This is a genomic window from Novosphingobium aureum, assembly GCF_015865035.1.
GTDB lineage: Bacteria > Pseudomonadota > Alphaproteobacteria > Sphingomonadales > Sphingomonadaceae > Novosphingobium > Novosphingobium aureum.
The window spans coordinates 1375596-1396922 of sequence record NZ_JADZGI010000001.1 but is presented as its reverse complement, the minus strand read 5'-3'; the positions used below and the strand labels follow the sequence as shown (position 1 = coordinate 1396922).

Sequence of the window (21327 nt, the reverse complement as noted above, 5' to 3'; positions counted from 1 at the left end):
GGCGGCCCTTTTCTTGCCTATTTCCCGGAGCCCTCGTCGGGCGTCACGCCGTGGCGCTCTAGGAAGTTGAAGATCGTGTTCCACACATGGACCGAAATCTTCGGCCCCTTCACCGAGTGGGTGTGCCCGGGATAGAACATCATCTCGAAGGCACGCTCGCCGTTCTGGAGCTTCGCCGCGAGCGCAGTGCTGTTCTCGAACACCACGTTGTCGTCGGCCATGCCGTGGATCAGCAGCATCGGATCGGCAATCGCCTCGGCATTGCCCAGCGCGCCCGAAGCGGCATAGGCCTCGGGCACCTTGCGCGGATCGCCCATGTAGCGCTCGGTATAGTGGGTGTCGTAAAGCTCCCACTTGGTGACCGGCGCGCCCGAGATACCCGCCGCATAGAGCCCCTGGTCGGCCTCCAGCATCTTGAGCGTCATGAAGCCGCCGTAGGACCAGCCATAGGTCGCGATCTTGTCGCCGTCGACGAACGGGAGCGACTTCAGGTACTGCGCACCCGCGCGCTGGTCGGCGACCTCGACGGTGCCCATCGCCTGATGGATCTGCTTTTCGAACGCGACGCCGCGATTGGCGCTGCCGCGGTTGTCGAGGCGGAAATAGATGTAGCCCTTGTCGACGATCGCCTGCGGCAGCGCGCCGAGCCAGCCCTTCGAGACGGTCTGCACGTGCGGGCCGCCGTAGTGCTCGAAGAATACAGGGTACGTCTTGCCCGGCTCGAGTTCGGGCGTGATCATCATCCAGTGCAGGTCGGAGCCATCCTCGGCCTTGACCGTACCGAAGCTGGGTTCGCGGTGGCTGGCGAGATAGGGCGCGTAAGGATGGTCGGCATCGAGCGCGTTCTGCTCGACCCATTCGAGGCGCTTGCCAGTGCCGTCGGCGATGAAGCTCTGCGTCGGCTGATCGGAAGACGAACGCGAGATAACCAGCGTGCTGGCATCCTTGCTGGCGACGGCGGAATTGGCCCAGCCCGTCTCGGTCAGGCGCTCGGGCGTGCCCGGGTTTTCAAGATCGACGGCATAGACCTGCTGGGCGAGCACGTCGTCCTTGGTCCCGGTGAAATAGATCCGGCCACGCTTCGCATCGATGCCAACGAGGCCGGTGACCACCCATTCGCCCTTGGTGAGCTGGGTCCACTTGCCGTCAGCAAGGCGATAGAGATGTCCGTATCCGTCGCGCTCGGACCACCAGACAAGGCTGCCGTCATCGAGGAAACGATAGCTGTCGGACAGGTTGATCCATGCACCGTCGGCGGCGGTTTCGGTGAACAGGACCGAGGACTTGCCGGTCTGCGGATCGACCGCGAGCATGTCGAGGCGGGTCTGTTCGCGGTTCTGGCGCTGGACGTAAAGCGTCTTGCCATCGCCCGACCAGTCGACGCGAGCAAGATAGATGTCGGGGTCGCTGCCGAGATCGACCTGCACGCGCCCCGTGCCATCGGGCTTCATCACGTAGAGCGAGACGAGCGCATTGTCGGTGCCTGCCGCAGGGTAGCGCTGGGCGAATGTCCTCGTGCCATCGGCCCCGATCGCCGCACGGGTGACAACGCCGACCGGCGCCTCGTCGTAGCGCTCGACCGCGATGCGCTTCTCGTTCGGCGCCCACCAGTACCCGGTGAGGCGGAACATCTCTTCCTGGGCAACGAATTCGGCTTCGCCCCAGTGCACCGTCTCGGCGCTTTCCTCGGGCGTGACCGCGACTTGCTCCGCGCCGACCTTGCCGACCATCAGGCGGCCATCGCGTACGTAGGACAAGTAAGTGCCGCCGGGGCTGAGCACGGGGTTGAGCTCGTCGCCGGCATCGTCGGTCAGGCGCGTGACGCTGCCGTCGAGCCCGGCAAGGAACAGGTCGCCGTCCACCGGGACCAGAAGCGAGCGCGAATCCTCGTTCCAGGCATAGTGGACGATGCCCTTGAGATCGCCGATGCGCTGGCGCTCGCGCTGCATCTTCTCGGCCTCGGAAAGCTCGCGCCCGGTGCCCAGCTTCTCGGAATCGACCAGCATCGACCACTTGCCGCTCTCGCGATCATAGCCCCACAGGTCATAGCGCTCGCGGTCGGCGTCGCGGTTGCGCAGCAGCGTGAGGTAGCGTCCGTCGGGCGAGATCTTGACTTCGCGCGGCGAAGGGCCGTTGAGCGAAGGGCTGGCGAAGACGCGCACGAAGTCGAGCGCGGGGGCTTGCTGGTCGGTCACGCGGGTTCCGCTGGCTGGGGTTTGGGCAGGCGCGGCAGCACTGGCCGCAGTCGAAAGCGCCATGCCGCTCGCGGCGATGGCAAGGGGCATCGCCGAGCAAAGGCAGGCGCGCAGAAAACGGGATTTCGTCATGAGGACAAGGGTTAGCACATCGCGCAGGCGTTGCCAGAGCCGAGGCGCGCGGCTTCCCCAAAATTGCCATGAGCCCCTGTAAAGAGCCCCCTCAGCTTTCCCCGGTCAGGGCCGCGACGAGGTCGCGCACCTTCTGCTGGCGCCACTGCGGGCGCGGCGCGAGCAGCCAGTAGCCACGCCGGCACGGCAGCGCTTTCGCACCGTCAATCTCGCCACCGACAAGCCCCTGCGCGAGCAGCGCGGGAACGCGCGCACGCCCGAGCCCGGCATTGGCAGCAGCGACCGCCTGACCGGCGTCGGCGACGACTATCAGAGGCTTGCCATCCTCAGCCGCACCGGCACCGGAAGCAGCCCCGTCCGGCGCATTCTCACGCCCCGCCGGATCGGGATCGCCCGGCCAGGCGATCCAGTCGCCCCGCCCGATCTCGACCCATTCGGGCGAACCGATGGCGAGCCCCTCGAGGTCGCCGGGGCCATCGGTCCAGCGCACCGCGAGATCGAGGTTGGCCTCGGTGAAGTCGGTCATCTCGCCATCGACGATGACGTAGCGCACCTTGGGATTGGCCGCGCGGAAGGCAGCAAGCCGCGGTGCCAGCCAGGCGGCGAAGAACTCGCGCGGGGCGGCGATCGTCAGCACCTGGCTCGACTGGCCCGCCTGCATCGCCTGCACCGCGTCCTCGAAATGCAGAAACCCGGTGCGCAGCGCGGCAAGCCCCGCACCCGCCTCTTCGGTCATCTCGAGGCCCTTGCTGGTACGGCGGAACAGCACGACGCCGAGCACGTCCTCGAGCGCCCGGATCTGCTGGCCGACCGCAGCCGGGGTCACCGCAAGCTCGTCCGCCGCGCGGGTGAACGAGAGATGCCGCGCGGCAGCATCGAAGACACGCAAGGCGTTGAGGGGAAGATGTGTGCGCTTCATTGCGCTTCCCTATTCCTGCCGTGCGTGCCTAGCAAGCACGAGCGACACCGGCCCGCCAGCAGGCCGAAGAGATGCGGGCGATCAGCCAGCCGTGGCAGGCGCGGCAAGCGGGAAGAAGGGCGTCGCGGCACGGATCTCGTCACCTTGCCCGTCGACGCGGTGGAACGTGTAGTAGCCTTCCATCGAGCCTTGCGGCGTGGGCAGAGGACAACCTGAAACGTAGTCGTAGGAATGACCCGGCTCGATCACCGGCTGTTCTCCGACCACACCGTCGCCCTCGACGACGTTCACTTCGCCGTTGCCATCGGTGATCCGCCAGCGCCGCGTCATCAGTTGCAGCGCGTGCGGCGTCTCGTTCTCGATCCGGATATGATAGACCCAGAACCATTTGCCCGCCTCGATGCGCGACTGCTCGGGCAGGAAATTCACCGCGACGCGAACGGTCACGCCATCGGTGAGGGCGGTGTGCTGGAACAACTCCTTCATGACATCGCCAAAGGTAGCCATGATTGCCCCGAGGTACAACTGCATAGGACGAAAGCGGAGTTGAATGCCGCTGCTGCCGGTCCCATGCGGATCAGCCCAGCCCCGCCTCGTCGCATTCGAGGCGCCATGCAAAGCCCGATGGCTCATAGCTGGTCTCGACACAGGCATCGAGCTTCACGCGCGGAACGTCGACGATGATGCGCGTGCCGAACCCCTGCCGTGTCGGCGGCTTCGCAGGAGGGCCGCCGCTTTCGCGCCAGCCGATCGCGAAGCGCCCGTCCTCGCGGCTCCAGCGCAGGTCCACCCTGCCCTCGGGCACCGAGAGCGCACCGTACTTGATGGCATTGGTGCCCATCTCGTGAAAGGCCATGGCCAGCGCCTCCGCCGCGCCGGGCGAGAGCATGACCTCGGGCCCTTCCCAATGCACCTGCGCGCGTGAGTCGCCCAGAGAGTTCATCTGCGCCTCGATCATCTCGGACACCGGGATGTCGGACCATGAACGGCGCACCAGCACGTCCTGATTGGCGGCAAGCCCGCGAATACGCTGCTCGAGCCGCTCGACGAAGTCGGCCCGCGAGGAGTCGCTGCGCCGCGCGAGCGACTGGATGATCGCCAGCATGTTCTTCGAGCGGTGGTTCACTTCCTGAAGCAGCAGCTCGATGCGCTGTTCGGCGTCGCGCATCTCGGTCACGTCGGTATTGGTGCCGAACCAGTTGACCACATTGCCTGCATCGTCCCGGATCGCCTTGGCGCGCGAGAGAAACCAGCGCCATTCGCCATTGGCGGCGCGCAGCGGGAACGTATCTTCCCAGTCGAGGCCGTTCTCGAAGCAGTGGCTGACTTTCGCGACCACGCGCTCGACGTGGTCGGGATGGTGCACCGATTTCCAGCCCCAGCCCTGCATCTGCTCGAGCGTGGTGCCGGTGTAGTCAAACCAGCGCTGGTTGTACCAGAAAATCCAGCCGGTCTCGTCGGTGATCCAGGCAAGCTGGTCGATGTTGTCGGCGAGCAGGCGAAAGCGCAGTTCGCTCAGTTCGAGGCGCGACTGCACGACGCGTTCGGCCGTGATGTCGCGCGCGATCTTGCTGGCGGCAACGACCTTGCCGGTCTCGTCCCGCACCGGCGAGACGGTCACCGAGACCTGCACCTCGGTGCCGTCCTTGCGCAGGCGCACGGTCTCGAAGGCAGGCATGCGCCGGCCTGCGGTAATCTGCGCGATGATGGCGTCTTCTTCGTCCTGCCGGTCTTCAGGGATCAGGCGGCGGATGTTTTCGCCGACGATCTCGTCGCGCGGCCAGCCGAAGATGCGCTCGGCAGATGCATTCCACGAGAGGATCCGGCCATCGAGCGTCTTGCCAACGATTGCATCGTCGGAGGATTCGACGATGGCCGCCAGCAGGCCGGCCGGATCGGCTCCGGGATCGGTGGCGTTCAGAGCCCTGCCTGCTTGAGCGCCTGATCCATGTCCTCGATCAGGTCGTCGATGTGCTCGAGGCCGACATTGATGCGCAGCATGCCCTCGGGAATTCCCATGGCCTCTCGTCCCTCCGGACCCATGTTGTGATGGGTGGTCGAGGCAGGATGGCACATCAAGGAGCGCGAGTCCCCGATATTGTTCGAGATATCGATCAGTTGCAGGCCATCGAGCAGGGCATGGGCCTGCGCACGGCCACCATCGAGCACGAAGCTGAAGATCGGGCCGCAGGCCTTCATCTGCTTCTGCGCAAGCGCCTTGCCCGGGTGGCTGTCGAGCCAGGGATGGAGCACCTGCCCCACGCGGCCCTCCAGGAACTGGCCGAGCGCGAGCGCATTCTCGCTCTGGCGCTGCGCGCGCAGGTCGAGCGTCTCGAGCCCCTTGAGCACGACCCAGGCGTTGAACGGCGAAAGGTTCGGCCCGGTGTTGCGCTGGAAGGGCATCAGCTTCTCGTTGATGAACTCTTCCGAGCCGCAAACCGCGCCCGCGAGCACGCGGCCCTGCCCGTCCATCAGCTTGGTCGCCGAATAGGCAACGACGTCGATGCCGAAGTCCATCGGGCGCTGCAGCACCGGCGTGCAGAAGGCGTTGTCGACAACGGTGGTGATGCCATGAGCTTTGGCGATGTCTGCGATCGCGGCGAGATCGGCGACGTCCATCGTCGGGTTCGCCGGGGTCTCGAAGAAGAACACCTTGGTGTTGGGGCGGATCGCCTCTTCCCACGCCCTAGTGTCGCGCGCGTCGATCACGGTGACCTCGATGCCGAAGCGCGGCAGCAGGTGATCGCCCAGCCAGCGGCATGAACCGAAAGCGGCGCGGGCTGCGACCATGTGATCGCCTGCCGAGAGCTGGCACAGCAAAGCCGCGGTCATTGCGGCCATGCCCGAGGCCTGCGTGCGGCAGGCATCGGCCCCTTCCATCACCGCGATGCGTTCCTCGAGCATCTGCACCGTGGGGTTCTGCAGGCGCGAATAGGTCATGCCCTCCGCTTCGCCCATGAAGCGCGCTGCGGGCGTCGCCGCATCGTCGTAGCTGTAGCCCGAGGTGAGGAACAGCGCCTCGCTGGTCTCGCCCATCTCCGAACGCCAGGTCCCGGCGCGGATGGCCTGGGTGGCGGGGCGCCAGTTGCGGGTCGTGCTGCGGTCCTGTCCGGTCGTGCGTTTCATGGCCACGGCTCTAGGAGGCACGACGAGTCGAGGCAAGCATTTGCCGCGATGAAAATCCTGCGTGGGCCACGCGGTTGCAGCGCTTGCGAAGCCTTGAATTCCCCCCTATTCCGGCACCCCAATGCCTCTGAACCCCCGTCAAGATCGCGATCCTATCGGCTGGTGCCTCGTCATCTCCGGCCTGTTCCTGGCATTGCTGGCCTGGCGCATCACCATGCCCGGCGAATTCTACTTCGACGAGATCCACTACGTGCCAGCGGCAAGGAAGCTGCTCGAACTCGTGCCCGCCAACCGCGAGCATCCGATGTTCGGCAAGGAAGTGATCGCGCTCGCCATCCACCTGCTCGGCGACAGGCCGCTGGCCTGGCGCATCGGCCCGGCACTTTTCGGCACGCTCGGGCTTTTCGCCTTTGCCCGCTTCGTGTGGTTCCTCTCGCTGCGCCGCCGCGCGACGCTCCTTGCAGCCGTGCTGCTCGCGACCAACTTCATGTGGTTCGTGCAGAGCCGCATCGCGATGCTCGACATGATCGAGGCGGGCCTGTGCATGGTCGCCCTGTGGCAGTTCGCCGCCGCGCTGCGCACGCCTTCGCTCGCCGTGGCGCGCACCCGCCTCGTCATGACCGGGCTGGCGCTCGGCCTCTCGTTCGGCGCCAAGTGGAGCAGCGCGCCTGCACTGATGATGCCCGGCCTCGCCTTCCTCGTGCTGCGCGTGAAGGACAGCGGGCTGATGATCATGGGCCGCCGCCGCGCCGGGCCGATCCCGGGCGTCTCGCTGGTTGAGGCGACGTTCTGGCTGGGGCTGTTCCCGCTGATCGTCTACTGGCTCACCTATATCCCTGCGATGTTCTACGCCGACCGTCCGGTCTCCCCGCTCGGCTTCGTCGCGCAGCACGAATACATGATCCGGCTGCAGGACTCGGTGAAGAAGCTGCACCCCTACCGCTCGGTCTGGTACGAATGGATGGGCAACTGGCGCGCGATCTGGTTCCTGTTCAAGGACATCGGCGGGCACCAGCGCGGCATCATCATGCTCGGCAATCCCTATGCGATGCTGGCAGGTCTGATCGCGCTGGGCTGGGGCATCTGGGCCGCAGCCTTCCGCCAGCGCCACGATGCGCTCGCGCTGATCGTGCTCTACGCTGCGTGCCTCGGGGTCTGGGCGGTCAACGGCAAGCCGATCCAGTTCTACTACCACTACCTTCTGCCCGGTGCCTTCCTGATGGGCCTGCTCGCGCTCGGCATCGACGTGCTGATGGCGCGGCGCGACCGCTGGCGCTGGCTGGGCACCGGATCGCTCGCGCTCTCGGCCGCGATGTTCATCGGCTTCTACCCGATCATCTCGGCGCTGCCGCTGCCTTCCAAGCAGTTCTACAACGTGTGGATCTGGCTGCCGAGCTGGCGCTGATCCGCAAGGACCAGCGCCCGGACAATACCTGAGCCTCGCCGGTTCACGCAGGAACGCCGCCCTCGAGCACTTCGGCCCAGCACGGCAGCGTCATCGTGTGCAGGTATTCGGCCTGCATCTCGTCGGTGAGCAGCTCGACCACGCGGCCGCCCTCGATCCACAGCTCGATCACCCCGAACGCGCCGCCCCGCTTGCGGTACTTGGCCGGCCAGCCCTCGCGCGCGGCGATCGCGAAAATCTCGGCCTGCGAGAGACGCGTGCCGAGCGCAAAGTGCGTCGCACTGGGGGCGAGTGGGCCGGGCTCTCCGGTAAAGTCGGCATCGCCCTCGGCCTCGACGAGCTGCGTGCCCGCCGGGTAGACCTCGACCAGGGTGTTGTATTCGTCATCGGCATGCGCGAGCCACGAGCCATGCGCGACGGGCGGAAACGGGGTCGCCTCCCCGCCCATCAGTTCGGCCAGGACCCGGGCCACGCGCTCGGGCTCGCGCGCATCGATCGACACGTGAAAAATCATGGCAAATCTCTCCCACCTCTCAAGGTGACACGAGAGAACACCTGCGGTGCGCGCCACGCACGCGAAATCCGGCGAACGTCATTGCCCGCGCGACCAATGCGCCACGATGACGCACAAAACGACGAAGCCGCCCGACGTTCGGCGTCGAACGGCTTCGCAAATTACATGAACCAGAGGGCGACTCGCGCCCTCGTGGCCAGCGTGCTCAGTACTTGCCCCAGACGAACTTGGACGAGAGCGCGAAATTCCAGACAGCGCCGAGCACGATGCCGACCAGCACCGCGACGAAGTCGTGGAAGCCCATCGCCTTGAGCACGGCGGCCGAGCCGACGTTGGTCAGCAGGCCGAGCGAGCAGGCGACGGTGAACTGCGCCCAGCCACGCAGCAGCGGGCCGAAGCCGCGCAGGCGCTTGTCGGAATAGGTCAGCTCGTTGTTCAGCACGAAGTTGAAGGTCATCGCGACGATGGCGGCAACCGTGTTGGCGGTGTTGAACAGCGCGTTCTCGGACCAGTTGCCGTAAACGAAGCGTTCGCCGAACACGAGGTGCAGCATGACCCACAGCGCCGCGAACTGGACGATCACGCCCAGCGCGCCGACGGTGCCGAACAGCGCGAAGCGGGTCGGGATGATACGGCCCAGCCACTTGTCGTAGAGGCCCACGAGGAATTCGAACACGACGGTCTGATCCAGCTTGCTCTCGCCTTCCGCGCGGGCGGCGAAGTTGAGGGGAAACTCCTTGACGCGCAGCGGCCTGTCAACCGTCGCGAGGATGTCGAGGAGGATCTTGAAGCCGACGCCCGAAAGGCGGTGCGCATCGGCACGCAGCGTCTCGGCGGGCAGCAGGAAGAAGCCGCTCATCGGGTCGGTCAGCTCGACGCCGGTCACCTTGTTGGCGATGCGGTTGGCGATGCCCGATGCCTTGACGCGGTCGGGGCGCCCCCATGCCTCGGTGCTCGCCCCTTCGGCAAAGCGCGAGGCATAGGCGAGGTCGTAGTCGCCCGAGCGCACGGCCTCGAGCATGCCCACGAGCAGCGCGGGATCGTGCTGGTGGTCGGCGTCCATCACCGCGACGAAAGGCGCGGCGGTCGAGCACATGCCCTCGATCGCGGCGCTGGCAAGGCCTCGCCGCCCGATGCGCTGGATGCAGCGCACGCGCGGGTCGCGAAGCGAGATGTGGCGCGCCTCGTCGGAAGTGCCGTCGGGACTGTTGTCGTCGACGAAGATCACTTCCCAGGCGATGCCCTTGAGCTCGCGGTCGATGCGCTCGACCATCGTCGCGACGTTGCGCCGCTCGTTGTAGGTGGGCAGCACGATGGCCAGCTCGAGCGGGCGTGCATCGGCAACCGGGGCCGAATCAGCCCCGGGTGTTTCTACGGATTGTGGACCGGTATTAGTCATGCGACCCAGTGTCTGGCGGCCGGAATCCCCGGCCCGCGTGGTGGTTGAAGCCGCGCCTCTTACAGGCGTGCGAGCACCGCGTCACCGATTTCCTTCGTTCCGGCGCTTCCACCAAGGTCCCCGCCCTTGATTCCGGCGGCGAGCGTGGCTGCCACCGCGTCCTCGATGCGCACCGCCTCGGCTTCCATGCCGAAGGAATGACGCAGCATCATCGCGGCGGAGAGGATCGTCGCCATCGGGTTGGCGATGCCCTTGCCCGCGATGTCGGGCGCCGAACCGTGGATCGGCTCGTAGAGGCCGAAAGTCCCCTCGGCGAGGCTGGCCGAAGCGAGCAGGCCGATCGAGCCGACGCACATCGAGGCCTGGTCCGAGAGGATGTCGCCAAACAGGTTGCCGGTGACGACCACGTCGAATGCGCCCGGGTTCTTGACCAGCTGCATCGCCGCGTTGTCGACGTACATGTGGCTCAGTTCCACCTCGGGGTACTCGGCGGCAACCTCGATCATGACGTCGCGCCACAGCTGCGATGTCTCGAGCACGTTGGCCTTGTCGACCGAGCACAGCTTCTTGCCGCGGGTCATCGCCGCCTTGAAACCGGCGTGCGCGATGCGGCGCACCTCGTCCTCGGCATAGGACATCATGTCCCAGCCCTGACGACGCCCGTCCTCGAGCGTGCGCATCCCCTTCTCGCCGAAGTAGACGTCGCCGTTAAGCTCGCGCACGATCAGAAGGTCGATGGTCTGCGCGACTTCGGGGCGCAGGCTGGTGAGATCCTCCAGCCCCTTGAACACGCGCGCCGGGCGCAGGTTGGCGAAGAGGCCAAGCTCCTTGCGCAGGCCGAGCACGGCCTGTTCGGGGCGCAGGTGACGCTCGAGATGGTCGAGATCGAAATCGCCGACCGCGCCGAACAGCACCGCCTCGGCGGAGCGGGCAATGTCGAGCGTCTCGGCGGGAAGCGGATGACCGTGCTTGCGGTAGGCCGCGCCGCCGACGTCGCCCTCGACGAGTTCGAGGCCGGGAAGATCGAGCGCCTGAAGCACGCGCACCGCTTCACTGGTGACTTCCGGCCCGATTCCGTCGCCTGCAAATACCGCGATGCGCATCTTGTCTTCCCTTGGCTGTTCAACCCTGAATTCGACCCAGCCGCTCGCGCAGCAGGGTGCGGGCCGCCATAACGTTTTCGCGCCGATCGGCAAGCGGGTAGCGCGCCAGTTCGCGCCCGAGACGGTCGAATGTGGCGAGGATTTCCGGCCAGTCTCCGTCCTGCGGGCGCTGGACCGGGACGCCGTAGCCCAGTTCGCGCAGCACCAAGACCTCGAAGGACATGAGCGGGATCGCCCAGCTGCGCGCCGAAGGCGCCATGCACACCGCCTCGAGCAATCCGCCCAGCGCCTCGTAGAGTGCGGGGTACGGCTGGCGTTCGGGCAGGACGGTGGCGCAAAGCGCGGTGACCCAGCCGATCGCGGCAGCGGGCAGCGGCTCGGCTAGCCAGGGCGCGCGGCTGCGCACCAGCTCGATGCGCGCGAAAGGAAGCTGGCCTTCGGAGCGGCTGCGCAGCTCAGCCTCGATGCTGTTGCCCGGGATCAGCACCGGACGCAGCGTGCGCCCGCGCCCGCCCGCGACATAGGCCGCGACCATGCCCGCCTCACAGGTGAGCATGCGCGCGATCACGGCGGTCTCGCCATGGCCGCGCACCGCACATACGAGAGCGGGCGCACGCAAGTTCATGCGCCGCCCGCCACAAGGGATTCAGAACTGATGTTCATCCGGCCTCATCCGGAAACGTCCGGAGCGGCGTGGAACGAGCCTGCGCCGCGCGTGGCGCTGCTCAGGCGCCGCGAAGCTGCTTGGCCTCAAGCTCGTCGAGGCGGGCTTTCAGTTCCTCGCACTCGGCGCGCGCGGTCGCGGCCATTTCCTTGACCGCGTCGAATTCCTCGCGGCTGACGAAGTCCATGTCTCCCATGAACTCCCGGGCACGCTCGCGCATGTTGTCACGCGCTTCGCGGGTCATGCCGGCAAAGGTGCCGGCGGCGCTGTTCATCATCTTGACGAAGTCTGCGACAAAGGGGTTTTCGCTCTGCATGGACCTTAAATGGTACAGCGCGCGCATCGGCGCAAGAGGGGGCGAAGGCGTTGGTGGAGCCGGGTCGCACTTCCGCCGATCAGATCGCGTAGCGGATCACCGAATTCGCGTTCTCGACCCCGTCGAGCGCGGGATTGGCCTGGAGGAAAGCGAAAGTGAGATAGGTCGCGAAGAGGATCCAGGCGAGATAGGGTACCAGCAGCAGCGCGGCCACGGCGCGCAGGCGCGAGAACAGCACGATGGTCACGATCACCGCGACGTCGAGCAGGAGGATCACCACCAGCGCTCCGGTGATCTGGTGCATCGCGAAGAACACCGGCGACCAGGCGAGGTTGAGCAAGAACTGCACCGCGAAGGCCAGCACCGCGAGCCCGCGCCCGCGCGCACCGCGTGCGGAAAGGATCATCGCCAGCGAGAGGCCCATCATCGCATAGAGGATCGTCCAGACGATCCCGAAGAGTGCGGGCGGCGGGAATGCCGCAGGCTTCTCGAGCGCGGCGAACCAGGGATTGTCGGGACCGCTCTGCGCCAGCATCCCCGAGAGAAATCCGAGCAGCACCACCGCGGGAACACATACCAGCGCCCAGCGCAGCAGACTGGCGCGAAGCTGACCTTGAGACGCAAGCAAGTTCATGACGGCGACCAAAACTCCCTAAGCGACGATTAACCTAACCGAATCAAATCCGTCGCAACCCCTGCGTGCAGGTTGTGGCGGGCAAGTCGCCCCTGTGCAATCGTCACGCTTGAACGTTATTTGAAGTGCGCCATGCCGAGACAAGGAACTCGACATTGCCCTCGGGGCCGGTGATCGGGCTTTCGACGATGCCCTGGATCTGCCAGCCGTCGCCCTCGAGCCAGTCGCGCACCTCGTCGCACACGCGCTGGTGCAATGCAGGGTCGCGCACCACCCCGCCCTTGCCGACCTCGCCGCGCCCGACCTCGAACTGCGGCTTGATCAGCGCCACCAGCCGGCACTCGGGCGCCGCGAGGCGCAAGGGCACCTCGAGCACCTTGGCGAGCCCGATGAAGCTCGCATCGCACACCACCCAGTTGCACGGCGCGTCGATCATCTCGGGCGTGAGGATACGCGCGCTGGTCTGCTCGAGCACGGTCACCCGAGGGTCCTGCCGCAGCTTCCAGGCGAGCTGGTTGGTGCCCGAATCGACCGCGAAGACGCGGGTCGCGCCATTGGTCAGCAGCACGTCGGTGAAGCCGCCGGTCGAGGAGCCCACGTCCATCGCGATGGCTCCGGTGGGATCGAGTTCGAAATGCTCGATCGCATGGGCCAGCTTGATCCCGCCGCGCGAGACCCAGGGGTGGTCGCGCCCGCGCACCTCGAGCGGGGCATCGCCCTTGAGCGACTGACCTGGCTTGGCGATCTTGGTCTCGCCCGAGAAGACCAGCCCGGCCATCACCAGCGCCTGCGCGCGGGTACGGCTCTCGGCGAGCCCGCGCTCGACGAGCATCTGGTCGACGCGCGCCTTCTTCGCAGGCGGTTTGGCGCCAGCCGCTGAGGGTTTTGCGCTGGACGGGGGCTTGGACGCGTCGGACATGAAACTTTGCACACTTGAGATGGGAGCCGTCTCATTCCATACCCCGGGCATGAAGGCAAATATGCGCATGGTCGCTTCCGCAACGAATTCCGCCTCCGACGCGCTGCGCTCGCGCAAGTCGGCAAGCAAGGGCACGCCGACTGGCCTGCTGGTCAGTGCAGCGGCGCTCGCGCTCTCGCTGACAGGCTGCATCCCCTCCCCGCCCAAACCCGCGCCAGCGCCGCAGCCGACGAGCGCGCCCGTGCCACGCCCCCAGCCGCAGCCGACCACGCCCCCTGCCCCCGTCGCTCCGCCCACGGACTGGCGCGACGCACCGCAGAGCGCGGGCGACTGGAGCCTTGGCAGGGCAAGCGAAGGCACCACGGCACGCTTCGCCGCCAGCTTCGAACTGCGCTGCAATGCCGCGAGCCGCACGATGACGCTGGTGCGCCTGCTGCCCGCGGGCTCGCCTGCCGCGACCGGCTCGATGGCGGTGACCACCATGCAGGGCACGCGCACCCTCGCGGCCCAGAGCATTGCCGGCGGGCTCGCCGTCACCCTGCCCGCACGCGATCCGCTGCTCGATGCGATGGCCTTCAGCCGCGGTCGCTTCGCCGTCGCGACCTCGGGACAGCCGACGCTCTACCTGCCCAGCTGGACCGAAATCAGCCGCGTGATCGAGGACTGCCGCTAGGCTCGGGACCAACGTCTGCCGGGCGCACGGACGGCGCCCGGATCGATTCCGGTTCGCTTCGCAGACCGCGAAGAAATCGACCGTGGCGAACGCTGTTTCGACAGGTTGAAAATGGCTCGGGCCGTGCGCGGCCGCTGCCTTGAAAGCACCCTTCAAGGCCGCGGGGAAGCTGGGGAAAACTCGCCCGAAGCGCTGATAATGACGGCAAAATATTTGATTGCAAGACTTGTGGTGCGCTGCGGAATGAGTCATCAATTTCATCAGGACGACGGGCCCCGGCACAGATGCCCAGGACGGAACGAAGTCCAGTCGCTTTCAGCGGCGCAAACTTTGGCTCAACAGCGCGAAAGGAGGTGATCCGATGTCTCATGGTTCAGCAGAGAGGTCGGCAGTTTCCGTCGCGAGGCATTATCGCTGAGACCGGCCCGATCGGTTTCGATCGGGTAGCGATAAAGGCACTCGCAGGCGGCACCTTCGGCCGCTGACCATGTGAAAGGCCGTACCGGCAAGTCCGGTGCGGCCTTTCTCATTTCTTGCAGCTTTTCGCTTCTCGTGGCTCCGGGCGGACCGGGCAGCGCGACCGGCAGCGCCGCGCGCGAGGCGAACCGAGCGCCCCGTTCACCTCGCCGCCATGCGCGCAGGTCCATTCCTGCAAGCCTTGGGAAGAGGACATGCACGTCGGGGAACAGCCCGCGACGACAAGGCGTTATTCCCTGCAAAACAGTCAAGGAGCGGCACTTGGCACATGGAAACATGGGCTCCGCGCAGCGCAGGTCCGATGCGATCGCGCTGGCGAGGGTCCTGTGCATTGGAGGCGTCGTCTACGTGCATGCGTGGACGGGTCTTGGCGGAGAGAGCCTCGAGGCGATGCGCGGCACCTGGCAGGAGAACCTGCGCTGGGTGCTGATGGAAGTCTTCGGGCGCAGCGCCGTCCCCCTGCTCGGCATCATTTCCGGCTATCTGGTCGACGGCTCGCGCCGCATCGACGACTGGCGCGCGCACGTCGCGCGCAAGGCGCGCACGATCCTGCTGCCGATGGTGGCATGGAACGCGATCGCGCTCGTGCTGGTGTGCGGCGCGGCGCTGACCATCGGGCTCGCCGCCCCGATACCGCGCTCGGTCGGCTGGACCTTGCAGGAACTGCTGATCCTCTCCCATCCGCCCGACATCAACGTGCAGATGCCGTTCCTGCGCGACCTTTTCCTGTGCATGGTGCTCGCCCCGCTGATCTCGCGCCTGCCGGTGCGCGGCCTGCTTGGCGTAGTCGCCATCGCCGCGGCAGGCCATGTCTTCGCGTTCGGCGAGCCGCTGTTCCTGCGCATCTCGATCCTGATGTTCTTCGCGCTCGGCATGATCGCGCGCCGCGCGTCACTGCCCGAGCGCATTGGCGCGACCGCGATGCCCGTGCTCTTCGCCCCCTTCGCGATCCTCATCGCGGTGCGCATCGGGCTCGACTTCCGCCCTCCCGTCGAGGGAGCCGAGCGCGCCTTTGCGGCCTTCGACCTTGCCCTGCGCGTGGCGGCGGCAGCCTTTTTCTGGAAGCTTGCCTGGACCCTCGCCGTCTGGCCCGGCCGCAGCCGTATCCTGCGCATCGAGCCTTACGCCTTCTTCTACTTCGCTGCGCACCTCGTCGTGATCTGGCTGGGCGGGCCGCTCCTGGGCAAGCTGACCGGCAAGCTGGGCGCGCCGCTCTACCCGCTGGGCCTGCTGCTCCAGCCGGTCCTCGTCGCGCTGATCGTCATCCCCGCGGCCGCGCTGCTCGATCGCCACGCACCGGCAGTCGCGAGCCTCCTGAGCGGGGGCCGGCTCGACCGGCGGCGCACCGCCGAGCGCGCGCGCCTCGCAGTGCCGTCAGGGCCCGAGCGCGGCACCGCCGGGCGCACAAACCTGCCCCCGGCCCCGCGCCCCACCCCCGAGCCCTCGGGCCCGAGCGCCTGACCGCGGCGCCCAGCGCGCGAAGCTGCTTGCAAAGGACTGCACAAAAGTTGCAGTAGGTGCATCGCCATGGCGCTGTCGCACGCCCGCAAACCGGCGGATTCGCGTGCTGCAAGCCACTGTGCCGGCACAGCGCGAACATGGCGGGAAACTTACGGAAGGGTTTTAAAATTACCACCCTCTTGCGCTGATTGAAATTTTCGTTCAGGCGCGCAATCCGTTCACTAGCAGAGGACCTGAGTTCCATGGCGAGCATCGCCGAAGCCGACATTGCCTTCACCACCGTGCCCCACCCCGCCCCCGTCAGCGACGAGGTGCGCGCGCAGGTACTTGCCAACCCGGGCTTCGGCACCAGCTTCACCGATCACATGGTCACCATCGAGTGGACCGAGGGCAAGGGCTGGCACGATGCGGTCATCGGCCCGCGCCAGCCGATCGCGCTCGATCCGGCGGCCTCGGTGCTGCACTACGCCCAGGAGATCTTCGAGGGCCTCAAGGCCTACAAGCAGGCCGACGGCGCCATCGCGCTGTTCCGCCCCGAGGCCAATGCCGCGCGCTTCAACCGCTCAGCCGAACGCCTCGCCATGCCCGCCCTGCCCGAGGCCACCTTCATCGAGGCGATCGAGAAGCTCGTCGCGCTCGACAAGGCGTGGATCCCCGAGGGCGAAGGCGCCTCGCTCTACCTGCGCCCCTTCATGATCGCGACCGAGGCCTTCCTCGGCGTGCGCCCTGCCAAGAACTACAAGTTCATCGTCATCGCCAGCCCTGCGGGCAACTACTTCAAATCTGGCGCCCCGGCGGTCTCGATCTGGGTCTCCGAGTACACCCGCGCGGCACCGGGCGGCACCGGCGCTGCCAAGTGCGGCGGCAACTACGCCGCCAGCCTCGTGCCGCAGGGCGAGGCAATCGCGCGCGGGCACGACCAGGTCGTGTTCCTCGATGCCGCCGAGCACAAGTGGATCGAGGAACTGGGCGGCATGAACCTGTTCTACGTCTTCGACGACGGGCGCGTGCTGACCCCGGCGCTGACCGGCACGATCCTGCCCGGCATCACCCGCGACAGCCTCATCACCCTGCTGCGCGAGGAAGGCCTGACCCTCGAGGAGGGCCGCTACAGCCTCGACCAGTGGCGCGATGACGCGGCATCGGGCAAGCTCGTCGAGACTTTCGCCTGCGGCACCGCCGCGGTCGTCACCCCGGTCGGCAAGGTTGCCGGCCAGCAGGGCGAGTTCACCATCGGTTCGGGCGGCCCGGGCCAGCTCACCGGCAAGATCAAGAACCGTCTCGTCGCCATCCAGCGCGGCGAGGCTCCCGACACGCACGGCTGGATCCGCAAGATCGGCTGAGCCACCCCCCCGAGCCCCGCGCGACCCTCCATGGCGGAGCGGTGCTGCACGGGGTCGGGCAGGCATGCGCCTCTGCCCCTGTTTTTGCAGGCTTCGCCCCCCGGACGGACGAGACGCGCAAAAACTGCCGCTTGGCGGCGCATTTTCGGACAAAGCGCCGGATCGGGGCGTCAAAACATTGTTACCTTGGCAGGCGCACCCTAGGTAGCGGCTCCAGGCTACCCCAGTTTCAAAGGACTTCCCGCATGGCTGACGCTCCCTACTCCCCTCCCAAGGTCTGGACCTGGGATCGTGAAAACGGCGGCGAATGGGCCAGCATCAACCGTCCGATCGCGGGGCCGACGCACGAGGCACGCCTGCCGCGCGGCGATCACCCGATGCAGCTGTGGTCGCTGGGCACGCCCAATGGCCAGAAGGTCACGATCATGCTCGAGGAACTGCTCGCCGCGGGCGTGAGCGGGGCCGAATACGATGCATGGTACATCGACATCGGCAAGGGCGACCAGTTCTCCTCGGGCTTCGTCGAGGTCAATCCCAACTCGAAGATCCCGGCCCTGCTCGACTGCTCGGGTCCAAAGCCGGTGCGCGTGTTCGAATCGGGTGCGATCCTGATGTACCTCGCCGAGAAGTTCGGCATGTTCCTGCCCGAGGAACCGGCTGCGCGCGCCGAGTGCGTTTCCTGGCTGATGTGGCAGATGTCGACCGCCCCGATCATCGGCGGCGGCTTCGGCCACTTCTACGCCTATGCGCCAGAGAAGTTCGAGTACCCGATCAACCGCTTCGCGATGGAAACCAAACGCATCTTCGACGTCGCCGACCGGCGCCTGGCCGACATGCCCTATCTCGCGGGCGAGACCTACTCGATCGCCGACATCGCCGCCTATGGCTGGCTCGGCGGCTTCGTGCGCGGCGAATCCTACACCGACGCAGCCACCTTCCTCGACGTGCCCTCGTACAAGAACCTGATGCGCTGGGGCGAGGAACTGGGTGCGCGCGAAGCGGTCCGGCGCGGCCGCATCGTCAATCGCCGCGGCGAAGGGATGGTCGAGGAGCGCCACAGCGCCGCCGACATCGACGCGGTTCTGGGCGCCTGACACCTGTGCGCCGCCCGGCGATCGCCGGCAAGGTCGAAAAGGGCCTTTTCAGCGCCCGCATAAGCCGCTAAGCGCGCAGTCCCGCAAGGGGGTGGCACCACCCGCCCCCCATGCGCCGCCCTTCGCCGGGCCGTGCGCAGACACTGCGGAACACCTCGTGCTGGGGCGTCGCCAAGTGGTAAGGCACCGGTTTTTGGTACCGGCATTCGCAGGTTCGAATCCTGCCGCCCCAGCCAAGGTTTTCTGCACAGGCACAAGCCCCTCACCGGCTTGCTCCCCCTTCCATCAATGCCGCTCCTCTTGCCTTTCGAGTCAGCCTCTCTACGGACCCTGTCCTGCGGTCCGGACCCTAGGCGAGGAACCAGGGGTGCGACGGCAGGGGCGCGCGGGCGGACACAAGCCAGCCATTGCACGCCGCCATGAACATCAGCACGCGGCACACGATCATGGCGCCGCTGGACATCACGGCAATATGCACGAGCCTTGTCGTTTCCATTTTCAGATCCTTTTCGAGCGCCGCTCCCGGCCGGGCTGCATGCAGCCACGCCTGCCCGGCCGGGGCGGGATGGTCAGGCGGGTTCGGTATGGTGCGGTGACCAGGCCGCGCTGCTGAAGGCCGCGTCGAGCGGCGTTGCGGCGACGTGGTTCGTGTAGTTCGACATGACCTTGAGCGCGGTGCCCAGGATCACCTCCAGTACGGCCTGGCGGGAATACCCTGCGGCGAGGAAGGCCTCCAGATCAGCCTGCGCGGGCCAGCCGCGTGTCCGGTTGACGATCCCGGCGAAGGTGCGCAGCGCCTCGAGCTTCTCGCCGGGTAACGTCCGGTTCGAGCGCAGCGCTTCGATCACCGGCTCCGGAACCCCGGAGGCGCGGGCGATGACAGTGTGCGCAGCCATGCAGTACGCGCAATCGTTGAGACGGTTGTTGGTCATCAGCACAATCTGGCGCTCGGTCGCGTCGAGGTCGCTCTTGTCGAAGATCGCGGCCAGGGTCACGTACCCTTCGAGCAGCGCGGGTGCCTGAGCCATCGTGCCCAGCAGATTGGGCACGAAGCCGTAGGCGCTCCTTGCGCTCTCCAGAACAGGCTTTGCAGCGCTCGGAGCGGTGGCGGCGGTATGGGTTTCGAAGCGGGTCATCGTCTTTCTCCACGAATGGCGCCAGGTGCCGGGGCACGGGGCACGATCTCGATTTCGTCTGGTGAATGCCGGTGAGCCGGCGAAACCCGGGATAGTGTGGATCGACGCGTCGCTTCTTGGCCGACCGTGCCATTTTCTTGACGCAGGGTGCCAAATCGGGCCCCGTCGACTATGCTGGGCTGGCGTGCGGTCGCGGGACGGCGTGCTTTTCGGGGGCTGATCGGGGCAAGAGCAGTGGATGTTGCGGCACTTTTCGCAAGAAAGGCCATCGCGCAGACTAACAGGAACGAGGCCGATGCCGCGCTGGCCCAGGTCGGCCTGACGCACGGCCAGCTGGACGATCCGCAAAAAGGGATACCCATCGAACGGTATTTCGCCCTGCTCGAGGTACTGGCCCTGCAAGAGCAGCCCGAGATCGGCTTTCACATGCGCGCTGCGCGAAGCATGCGTTGTGAGGACTTCGGTCCGATCGGCCTGACGATCCGGGCCGCACCGACCTTGCGGCGCTCGTTCGAGCGGCTTGGCCGCTACGCCCGGTTCTACAACCCCGTCTCGAACTTCGCGCTGGAGGAGAGTGGCGATACAGTGCTGTGGACGCGGCGCAGTCCGCCTGCGACGAGTGACGGCTTTCGCATTTCCAACGAGGCCGCCTTCGGGACTTTCGTTGCCTTGTGGCGCGATGCGAATGGTGACGGTTTCTGCCCCGCCGCGGTCCAGTTCGAGCACCGTGCGATAGGCAACCGCGCCCCGCTCGAAGCCTATTTCCGCTGCCCCGTCCATCATGGCGCCGAGATCGATGCCATCGTCATTCGCCAAGGCGACCTCGACCAGCCCAACCGCATCGGCGACCAGCACATCTGGACCTTCCTCAGCCAGCACCTTGCCGGACTGCTCGACGATGCGCAGCCCGAACAGATCGATCGCCAGGTGGTGATGCAGATCGCCCGGAACCTCAGCGAGGGGGTCCCCCGGCTCGACGGCATCGCGCGCGAAATGGGCATGAGCCACCGCACCTTGCAGCGCCGCCTTGCCGAAGCCGGTCACAAGTTCCAGTCGCTGGTCGACGAGGCACGGCGCGAGACGGCACTCGATCTCGTCGGTCAGGGCAAGCACTCGCTGGCAGAAGTCGCGTTTCTGACCGGCTTCGCCGAGCAAAGCTCCTTCACGCGCGCATTCAAGCGCTGGTCGGGCAAGACCCCGCGCGCCTATCGCGGCGAGACGCAGCACGCCGCCGAGGCCCGCGCCTGACCGGGCATAAGCACAAGAGCCCAGGACCCATGCCGATGGAACTCGTCATCAACGCCCTGCTTGGCCTCCTCGTCGTCGCGACGGCAATCATGGCCGGTGTCTATTTCTGTTTCTCGGCATTCGTGGTGCGCTCACTCGACGCGATCGGCCTGCCTGCCGGCATGGCTGCGATGCAGTCGATCAACCGGCTGATCGTGCGCTCGGCGTTCCTGCCCCTGTTCTTCGCCAGCACTGCGCTTTGCGCGATGGTCTTCGTCGTGGGCTGGCTCGATCGCCAGCACGCCGGCGCATGGCCCTTGCTGATGGGTAGCGGTCTCTATGTCGCAGGCATGTTCGCGGTGACCGTGCTGCGCAACGTTCCGCTCAACAACGCCCTTGATGCCGCCAGCGCGCAAGGAGACGAGGCCCGGGAGAACTGGCGGCGGTACATGCGCGCATGGCTTGCCTGGAACCATGTGCGTACCGTCTCGTGCATCCTCTCAAGCACGTGCCTCCTCGTGGCACTGGTCCAGCGCGCACAGGCCGCCTAGGCTCAGGAGCCATTACTCACGCCTACGAGACGCCGGAAC

21 protein-coding genes and 1 tRNA gene are annotated in these 21327 nt (G+C 66.7%); 8 read left to right on the top strand and 14 right to left on the bottom strand.

Features of this window, described 5'->3' with window-relative positions; genetic code table 11:
- Window positions 1-17: 17 nt before the first annotated feature.
- From I5E68_RS06555 to I5E68_RS06535, 5 genes are all read right to left on the bottom strand, one after another.
- On the bottom strand, window positions 18-2327 hold the full coding sequence (locus I5E68_RS06555; protein WP_197162259.1) for a S9 family peptidase: 2310 nt from the start codon (window positions 2325-2327) through the stop codon (window positions 18-20).
- A 91-nt stretch (window positions 2328-2418) separates the two neighbouring features.
- On the bottom strand, window positions 2419-3246 hold the full coding sequence (locus I5E68_RS06550; RefSeq protein WP_197162257.1) for a LysR family transcriptional regulator: 828 nt from the start codon (window positions 3244-3246) through the stop codon (window positions 2419-2421).
- An 81-nt stretch (window positions 3247-3327) separates the two neighbouring features.
- Window positions 3328-3732 (bottom strand): Co2+/Mg2+ efflux facilitator ApaG/CorD, encoded by a 405-nt coding sequence (gene apaG / locus I5E68_RS06545; protein WP_197164633.1) that lies wholly within the window; start codon window positions 3730-3732, stop codon window positions 3328-3330.
- Between the two features lie 91 nt (window positions 3733-3823).
- Entirely contained in the window at window positions 3824-5119 is a 1296-nt protein-coding gene (locus tag I5E68_RS06540; RefSeq protein WP_197164631.1) for a PAS domain-containing HWE histidine kinase family protein, read from the bottom strand.
- Window positions 5120-5163: 44 nt separating this feature from the next.
- A complete protein-coding gene (locus tag I5E68_RS06535; RefSeq protein ID WP_197162255.1) occupies window positions 5164-6372 on the bottom strand; it encodes a trans-sulfuration enzyme family protein in 1209 nt (402 codons plus the stop codon).
- Window positions 6373-6493: 121 nt separating this feature from the next.
- On the opposite strand from I5E68_RS06535, the gene I5E68_RS06530 reads away from it, so the two are divergent.
- Window positions 6494-7777 carry a phospholipid carrier-dependent glycosyltransferase gene (locus I5E68_RS06530; RefSeq protein WP_197162244.1) on the top strand — a complete coding sequence of 428 codons (1284 nt, stop codon included), beginning with the start codon at window positions 6494-6496 and terminating at the stop codon, window positions 7775-7777.
- A gap of 43 nt (window positions 7778-7820) precedes the next feature.
- On the opposite strand, the gene I5E68_RS06525 is transcribed toward I5E68_RS06530, so the two are convergent.
- The 7 genes from I5E68_RS06525 to I5E68_RS06495 form a co-directional block, all read right to left on the bottom strand.
- Window positions 7821-8291 (bottom strand): hypothetical protein, encoded by a 471-nt coding sequence (locus I5E68_RS06525; protein ID WP_197162235.1) that lies wholly within the window; start codon window positions 8289-8291, stop codon window positions 7821-7823.
- Window positions 8292-8496: 205 nt separating this feature from the next.
- Complete coding sequence (locus I5E68_RS06520) at window positions 8497-9690, bottom strand: glycosyltransferase (RefSeq protein ID WP_197162233.1); 1194 nt, start codon at window positions 9688-9690, stop codon at window positions 8497-8499.
- Between the two features lie 59 nt (window positions 9691-9749).
- Complete coding sequence (gene leuB, locus I5E68_RS06515) at window positions 9750-10793, bottom strand: 3-isopropylmalate dehydrogenase (protein WP_197162231.1); 1044 nt, start codon at window positions 10791-10793, stop codon at window positions 9750-9752.
- A 19-nt stretch (window positions 10794-10812) separates the two neighbouring features.
- Window positions 10813-11418, bottom strand: coding sequence for a DNA repair protein RecO (recO, locus tag I5E68_RS06510; RefSeq protein WP_197162229.1), 606 nt, complete (start codon window positions 11416-11418; stop codon window positions 10813-10815).
- 100 nt (window positions 11419-11518) lie between these two features.
- The gene (locus I5E68_RS06505; protein ID WP_197162226.1) at window positions 11519-11773 is read right to left on the bottom strand and encodes an accessory factor UbiK family protein; all 255 of its coding nucleotides are present in this window, start codon (window positions 11771-11773) and stop codon (window positions 11519-11521) included.
- Window positions 11774-11852: 79 nt separating this feature from the next.
- On the bottom strand, window positions 11853-12407 hold the full coding sequence (locus I5E68_RS06500; RefSeq protein ID WP_197162224.1) for a TspO/MBR family protein: 555 nt from the start codon (window positions 12405-12407) through the stop codon (window positions 11853-11855).
- Between the two features lie 103 nt (window positions 12408-12510).
- Complete coding sequence (locus I5E68_RS06495; protein ID WP_228726863.1) at window positions 12511-13326, bottom strand: TlyA family RNA methyltransferase; 816 nt, start codon at window positions 13324-13326, stop codon at window positions 12511-12513.
- Window positions 13327-13393: 67 nt separating this feature from the next.
- On the opposite strand from I5E68_RS06495, the gene I5E68_RS06490 reads away from it, so the two are divergent.
- The 5 genes from I5E68_RS06490 to I5E68_RS06470 all read left to right on the top strand — a co-directional run bounded on the left by I5E68_RS06490 (window position 13394) and on the right by I5E68_RS06470 (window position 18610).
- A complete protein-coding gene (locus I5E68_RS06490) occupies window positions 13394-13999 on the top strand; it encodes a hypothetical protein (protein WP_197162222.1) in 606 nt (201 codons plus the stop codon).
- A 738-nt stretch (window positions 14000-14737) separates the two neighbouring features.
- On the top strand, window positions 14738-15937 hold the full coding sequence (locus tag I5E68_RS06485) for an acyltransferase family protein (RefSeq protein ID WP_228726862.1): 1200 nt from the start codon (window positions 14738-14740) through the stop codon (window positions 15935-15937).
- 242 nt (window positions 15938-16179) lie between these two features.
- Window positions 16180-17280: a branched-chain amino acid aminotransferase gene (locus tag I5E68_RS06480; protein WP_197162220.1), complete on the top strand. Its 1101-nt coding sequence runs from the start codon at window positions 16180-16182 to the stop codon at window positions 17278-17280.
- A 245-nt stretch (window positions 17281-17525) separates the two neighbouring features.
- Entirely contained in the window at window positions 17526-18374 is an 849-nt protein-coding gene (gene yghU / locus I5E68_RS06475; RefSeq protein ID WP_197162218.1) for a glutathione-dependent disulfide-bond oxidoreductase, read from the top strand.
- A gap of 161 nt (window positions 18375-18535) precedes the next feature.
- A tRNA-Gln gene (locus I5E68_RS06470) sits at window positions 18536-18610 on the top strand.
- 113 nt (window positions 18611-18723) lie between these two features.
- Here I5E68_RS06470 and I5E68_RS06465 read toward each other — a convergent pair.
- Both I5E68_RS06465 and I5E68_RS06460 read right to left on the bottom strand, forming a co-directional pair.
- Window positions 18724-18870, bottom strand: coding sequence for a hypothetical protein (locus tag I5E68_RS06465; protein WP_197162209.1), 147 nt, complete (start codon window positions 18868-18870; stop codon window positions 18724-18726).
- 73 nt (window positions 18871-18943) lie between these two features.
- Window positions 18944-19510, bottom strand: a complete 567-nt coding sequence (locus I5E68_RS06460; RefSeq protein ID WP_197162207.1) for a carboxymuconolactone decarboxylase family protein — start codon at window positions 19508-19510, stop codon at window positions 18944-18946.
- Between the two features lie 234 nt (window positions 19511-19744).
- Here I5E68_RS06460 and I5E68_RS06455 point away from each other — a divergent pair, with 234 nt between their 5' ends.
- Window positions 19745-20758 (top strand): AraC family transcriptional regulator, encoded by a 1014-nt coding sequence (locus tag I5E68_RS06455; protein WP_197162204.1) that lies wholly within the window; start codon window positions 19745-19747, stop codon window positions 20756-20758.
- Window positions 20759-20787: 29 nt separating this feature from the next.
- Window positions 20788-21288: an anthrone oxygenase family protein gene (locus tag I5E68_RS06450; protein ID WP_197162202.1), complete on the top strand. Its 501-nt coding sequence runs from the start codon at window positions 20788-20790 to the stop codon at window positions 21286-21288.
- Window positions 21289-21327 lie beyond the last annotated feature (39 nt).

Excerpts from the sequence above, each read along its gene's own strand:
- I5E68_RS06555 (WP_197162259.1), bottom strand. The coding sequence starts at position 2,327 with ATGACGAAATCCCGTTTTCTGCGCGCCTGCCTTTGCTCGGCGATGCCC.
- I5E68_RS06550 (WP_197162257.1), bottom strand. The coding sequence starts at position 3,246 with ATGAAGCGCACACATCTTCCCCTCAACGCCTTGCGTGTCTTCGATGCT.
- apaG (WP_197164633.1), bottom strand. The coding sequence starts at position 3,732 with ATGAAGGAGTTGTTCCAGCACACCGCCCTCACCGATGGCGTGACCGTT.
- I5E68_RS06535 (WP_197162255.1), bottom strand. The coding sequence starts at position 6,372 with ATGAAACGCACGACCGGACAGGACCGCAGCACGACCCGCAACTGGCGC.
- I5E68_RS06530 (WP_197162244.1), top strand. The coding sequence starts at position 6,494 with ATGCCTCTGAACCCCCGTCAAGATCGCGATCCTATCGGCTGGTGCCTC.
- I5E68_RS06525 (WP_197162235.1), bottom strand. The coding sequence starts at position 8,291 with ATGATTTTTCACGTGTCGATCGATGCGCGCGAGCCCGAGCGCGTGGCC.
- I5E68_RS06520 (WP_197162233.1), bottom strand. The coding sequence starts at position 9,690 with ATGACTAATACCGGTCCACAATCCGTAGAAACACCCGGGGCTGATTCG.
- leuB (WP_197162231.1), bottom strand. The coding sequence starts at position 10,793 with ATGCGCATCGCGGTATTTGCAGGCGACGGAATCGGGCCGGAAGTCACC.
- recO (WP_197162229.1), bottom strand. The coding sequence starts at position 11,418 with ATGAACTTGCGTGCGCCCGCTCTCGTATGTGCGGTGCGCGGCCATGGC.
- I5E68_RS06505 (WP_197162226.1), bottom strand. The coding sequence starts at position 11,773 with ATGCAGAGCGAAAACCCCTTTGTCGCAGACTTCGTCAAGATGATGAAC.
- I5E68_RS06500 (WP_197162224.1), bottom strand. The coding sequence starts at position 12,407 with ATGAACTTGCTTGCGTCTCAAGGTCAGCTTCGCGCCAGTCTGCTGCGC.
- I5E68_RS06495 (WP_228726863.1), bottom strand. The coding sequence starts at position 13,326 with ATGTCCGACGCGTCCAAGCCCCCGTCCAGCGCAAAACCCTCAGCGGCT.
- I5E68_RS06490 (WP_197162222.1), top strand. The coding sequence starts at position 13,394 with ATGGTCGCTTCCGCAACGAATTCCGCCTCCGACGCGCTGCGCTCGCGC.
- I5E68_RS06480 (WP_197162220.1), top strand. The coding sequence starts at position 16,180 with ATGGCGAGCATCGCCGAAGCCGACATTGCCTTCACCACCGTGCCCCAC.
- yghU (WP_197162218.1), top strand. The coding sequence starts at position 17,526 with ATGGCTGACGCTCCCTACTCCCCTCCCAAGGTCTGGACCTGGGATCGT.
- I5E68_RS06465 (WP_197162209.1), bottom strand. The coding sequence starts at position 18,870 with ATGGAAACGACAAGGCTCGTGCATATTGCCGTGATGTCCAGCGGCGCC.
- I5E68_RS06460 (WP_197162207.1), bottom strand. The coding sequence starts at position 19,510 with ATGACCCGCTTCGAAACCCATACCGCCGCCACCGCTCCGAGCGCTGCA.
- I5E68_RS06450 (WP_197162202.1), top strand. The coding sequence starts at position 20,788 with ATGCCGATGGAACTCGTCATCAACGCCCTGCTTGGCCTCCTCGTCGTC.